Annotated in this window: 5 protein-coding genes; 3 read left to right on the top strand and 2 right to left on the bottom strand. The window is 43.8% G+C overall.

What is annotated here, in order from left to right:
• On the bottom strand, positions 1–409 hold a 409-nt coding region (locus tag QVP40_RS05930; RefSeq protein ID WP_288200348.1), incomplete at its 3' end, for a fibronectin type III domain-containing protein.
• 71 nt (positions 410–480) lie between these two features.
• On the bottom strand, positions 481–2,427 hold the full coding sequence (locus QVP40_RS05925) for an OmpA family protein (RefSeq protein ID WP_022067568.1): 1,947 nt from the start codon (positions 2,425–2,427) through the stop codon (positions 481–483).
• Between the two features lie 336 nt (positions 2,428–2,763).
• Here QVP40_RS05925 and QVP40_RS05920 point away from each other — a divergent pair, with 336 nt between their 5' ends.
• The 3 genes from QVP40_RS05920 to QVP40_RS05910 all read left to right on the top strand — a co-directional run bounded on the left by QVP40_RS05920 (position 2,764) and on the right by QVP40_RS05910 (position 4,784).
• Entirely contained in the window at positions 2,764–3,402 is a 639-nt protein-coding gene (locus QVP40_RS05920; RefSeq protein ID WP_022067567.1) for a hypothetical protein, read from the top strand.
• A 100-nt stretch (positions 3,403–3,502) separates the two neighbouring features.
• A complete protein-coding gene (locus QVP40_RS05915) occupies positions 3,503–3,856 on the top strand; it encodes a hypothetical protein (RefSeq protein WP_022067566.1) in 354 nt (117 codons plus the stop codon).
• Between the two features lie 58 nt (positions 3,857–3,914).
• Entirely contained in the window at positions 3,915–4,784 is an 870-nt protein-coding gene (locus QVP40_RS05910; protein WP_022067565.1) for a hypothetical protein, read from the top strand.
• The last annotated feature ends 67 nt before the right edge of the window (positions 4,785–4,851 follow it).

The raw sequence follows: 4,851 nt of genomic DNA, 5'->3' as shown, positions 1-4,851 counted from the left end.
TTACTGTGGCGGGTTTTGTATATGTGGTCAGTCCTCTGCTGTCATAGCTTCCGTAGGTTTTGTATCTGCTGTTATAACCTCTGACTGTGTAGGTGTATTTCTGTCCCGGGGTAACAGGTCTGCTTTTGGAAGATGTGTGTGTATAGCTGGTGGCGCTGCCGCTTACTGTGGCAAGAGATGTCCACTGGCCTGCGCCGGCCTTTTTGTAATAAATTTTGTAATGGGTGGCATTTGAAGTGCGGTTCCATTTAATATTGATTTTGTTGTAAGCCGGAGAGGAGATCTGTGTGAGAGTGACCTTTCCGGGAGTTGGCTTTCTGCCTGCGGCAGATGCTGTGGCAGGAGTCGCGCTGAAGATCAGCATGACTGCTAGAAGCATTGCCAGAATGTTTTTTAATTTCCTTTTCATGAAAGTTCTCCTTTTCATAATTTTTCCAAACGGGATATATCAATAGCAGAAAGTATTCTGCCTGATATCTACTATTTTAATTTCATAAGCTCCTGTGCAATAGGATCCTCAGCATCAAGAACCACTACACGTCTGTTTTTTCTGCCTTCGGATTCTACGAAGTTTCCGTTGGCATCCCGATCCTGACCTCTTTCAAAGGGATCCAGCTCATAGCCAAGTCCAATGGTTTCCAACTGGGCTTCCGGTACGCCGTAAGTATCTACAAGAAGATTTTTTACAGCTTCACAGCGGCGGTTGGCCAGATCCACACAGGATTCCTGGGTTCCGTCAGTGGCGGTAGTTCCTGCCAGAAGGATGGAGTGATCCGGATGTGCAAGGATTGCGTCAGCTACCGGTTTCAGAGCTTCTTTTGCTTTTTCTTCATCAATAAAGGTGGCTTCGTTGATTACAAACTGTACCTGGGTTTCATTGATCTCAAAGGGAACCTCAAAGACCAGGGAGCCCTTTGGGTCTTCCTTTACAGGTGCCTGAATATCAAGGATGTAGTCAATGGGATTAGCGTCATATGTAATAAGCTTTAAATAATAGGTAGTATTTGGATTCAGTTCATTAGTAACCATGGTGGAGGGAACGCCATCCGAACAGGCCTCTAGGGCGGTAAAACCATTGAAAGTTATAAGAGAACCATATTCATCATAAAGAGAATAGTGTATTGAATCGGCTCCGGGAGTGGTATTTATGCAGGAAATTGTATATTCTGTTCCTGTAGTCTCACCGGTTTTAAAGCCGAACCAGGAACAGGTGGACTCTTCTGCAGTTCCGGATACTTTTGAACCAATGGGTAGCAACAGAGCATTGTCCGGGCTGGTTCCGGCAGTAACCGGACCTTCAGTTATTTCTTCTGCTCCTTTGGCCTCGATGACATTTCCGGCAGTTTTGTATGCACTGTTGTTGTTATTCATATTTTTTACAATTAAAGAATAGTCAATGGGATCAGCGCCATATGTAATAAGCTTTAAATAATAGGTAGTATTTGAATCCAGTTCATTAGTAACCATGGTGGAGGGAACGCCATCGGAACAGGCTTCTAGGGCGGTAAAACCATTGGAAGTTATAAGAGAGCCATATTCATCATAAAGAGAATAGTGTATTGAATCGGCTCCGGGAGTATTATTTATTGCGGTAATCCGGAACTCATCTCCAGAGGAGTCTCCTGTATTAAATGAAAACCAGGAGTACGAATCTTTTTCTGCGGTTCCAAATACTTTGGTGTTCAGAGGCAGCAAAAGAGCATTATACTGACTGGTTCCGGCAATAACTTCTCCATCCGGGGGCAGGGTATTCTGCGAATCCGGAACAGAGGTGGGAGCAGGAGTATTGGGATCTGTTACATTGAGGATGTAATCAACGGGATCAGCGTCATATGTAATAAGCTGTAAATAATAGGTGGTATTTGGATCCAGTTCATTAGTAGCCATGGTGGAGGGAACACCATCGGAACAGGCCTCTAGGGCGGTAAAACCATTGAAAGTTATAAGAGAGCCATATTCATCATAAAGAGAATAGTGTATTGAATCGGCTCCGGGAGTGGTATTAACACAGGTGATTTTATATTCTGTTCCTGCAGCAGGTCCGGTGGTAAAGGCATACCAGTTATAGACGCCTTCTGTGGCTGTGCCGGAAATTTTGGTGTTAAAGGGAATAACACCTGCATCATACATGTTAGTTCCGGGAACAACCTGTCCGTCTGAGGATGTTTCGCCGGATTTCTGAGCGGCTGTACCGGAAGCTTCCGTGTTTTCTGTCTGGACGGAAACGGTATTTGTATCGTCTGTATTCTCAGTGGAAGGTGTTTCGGTTTCTGTCTGTTCGTTTTCTGCTTCTGGCTGGTTCTCTGCTTCTGTCTGGGAAGAGCCGTCGATGAGGCTCTGTACAGATACTTCTGAGGCGTAGGCTGTGGATGAAAGCCCCAGTACGCCGGTCAGAGCAAGGCAGGTTAGTAAAGTCGTTTTTTTCATTTTTTTCCTCCTTTTTCGTTTTTGTATACATTACTTTCAGTATACATGATGTAACATCTAGTTTCAATGGGAGGCAAAGCGCTTTTGCCGTAATTTTTGCTTCCCATTATACAGACAGAGAAAAAAGAGAAAAAGTTTTAAAAAATGGAAATTTATTTTAATTCGTTTTCCTGTGTCATTGACGCACTTATATAGATGTTATAAAATCTATATAAAAAGAGGATGAAATCTGTTTACTGGTTTTTGGTAAAAAATATAAAATATTTTTAAAAATGTAAAACCTTTTTGCTGATTGGCCTGTCAGTATAGTAAACAGATAAATGAAGGAGGACTAAAATGGGATTTTTGGACAAAATGAAAAGTTCTGTATCAGGGGTAAGTGCGCAGCAGAGATATGCATCTAATATAAGAAAAATTAATGCACAGATACAGAGCAATGAAAAGGAAATTGAAAGACTGACAATGCAGGTTGGCATCCAGTGTGTGAATCTTCATCTGGAGGAGCCGGGTACAGAGTATGAAAATCTTTTTGCTGTGATTCGCCAGTATCAGTCAGAAAACAGAGCGGCAGAGGAAAAAATCCAACATTTAAGAGAGCAGCAGGAGGAAGAAGAATTTGCCCGTCAGCAGGCTCTTCAGGAAAAAGAAGAAGCAGACAGGCTTGCCCGTCAGCAGGCACAGGAAGCGAGAGAGGCAACCCGCCAGCAGGCTCAGGCAGAGAAGGAAGCTGCGCGGATGCAGGTTCAGGCGGAAATGGAAGCCCGGGAAGCAGCCCATCAGAGGGAACTGGAATTTGCCCGTCAACAGGAATTAAAAAGACAGCAGGAAATGCAGGTCCAGGCAGATGCTGAATCTAAAGTATGCCCGGGCTGCGGCGGCAGAAATGATCTGGATTCCATGTTTTGTGTTCATTGTGGGAATCCATTATCAAAGGAGCCTGAAATGGCGCAGCCAGATCAGAAGCAGGATGATTGAGCAGGATAAAATAAAAATAAAAAAATTTATAAAAATATAAAACCTTTTTGAGTGTTGGTCTGTCAGTATAGTGAAAGGTCAGAACAGGGAGGTGAGAAAAATGTTTCTGCCATATGAGAGACAGATTACAGAGCTTTTACAGGAACTTATGCATTTTCGGGCCGTAGCGGTTCGCAGTCAGCAGGAAAAGGCCAGGTATGCAGAAGAATTAAACGAGACCTGTCAGGAGATTGAACAGGCATTGTATGAGATGGGCAAACGACAAACTATTGTACTCAGGCAATGGGAAACCATCAGTGATGGGGATCGGAGCAGAATTTTAAGTCCGGTCTCAGAGGGAGTGGAGAAAATGACAGTTCTTGCACAGAAAAAAGGCTGCAAAGCCATGGGAGAGTATCTGGAGGCTTCTGTTATGGAAGAAGTTCTTATGATGCTGGACCTTCCCAAAAAGTAAAACGGCGCGAAGAAAAAGAAAAAATATATATAATCAAAAAGAGAAAGGGAGAAAAAAGATGATGAAAAAAACTATGAAAAAGATGGCGGCACTGACAATGGCAGGTATGATGGCAATGTCCATAAGTACAGGAACAGTATCCGTACTGGCAGCAGAGACAGATGAGGTTGAGGGATGGGAGGTGGTAGGAACTACCAGTTCCTGTATTCCTGTCAGCGAGTATGAGGGAGAGTTGGATGAATATGCGCCGGAGGACGGTTATGTTCTGGATGTACAGTTTGTGAATTCCGATGTGAAAGACTACTATGTGTTTCCCATGTTTATCTGTGATCTGACGGGAGACGCATATCCGGGTGAGCATGTAGCTGCGGTGCTTTTGAATACAGAGGCGGTATACTCTCCGGATGCAGTTGTAGGATCTCCGACTCTGTTGTGTCAGGATGCTGTCCGGGTGGAAGCCGGCACTCCGAAAAATGTCCGTTATTATATTGATTTTAATGCAGAGGATTACATTGCTGTCTGCAATACAGAATATGCAATCGATGATCAGACCGCAGGGAACAATGCCTGTAGATTTGAACCAGAGCAGGGCTACTATCTGGGAGCCGCTTCTATGCAGATCAAGGTATATGATGCAGACGCTCTTGACGCACAGATAGCGGCAGCCCAGCAGCAGGGAGAAACAGAATATCAGGCAGCTCAGCAGCAGGAAGATTCTCAGTATCAGCAGCAATATCAGGAGCCTCAGTATCAGGAAAGTGGATACACAGAGGAACAGGAGCAGCAGTTTAATGAGTTTGGAAGCAGAGTGTGGGAAGATGCAAAAGAAAGTATAAGTGAATCGTTTTCGGAAGGGCTTGATGGCTTTTTGTCTCCGGAGACAATTGCGCAGGGACTTGAACTGGGTAAAAATCTTCTGTTGGAATAAGTAGGATTTTTGAAATATCTATACTATACAGGAGCTTCTTGTATAATTCAAATATAAGGAATTCCCA

The organism is Blautia sp. CAG:257 (assembly GCF_000433815.1).
In the GTDB taxonomy this organism is placed as follows: Bacteria; Bacillota; Clostridia; order Lachnospirales; family Lachnospiraceae; genus Blautia_A; species Blautia_A caecimuris.
Note: the sequence above shows the minus strand (reverse complement) of the source record. Positions and strands in the feature narration are given on the sequence as shown.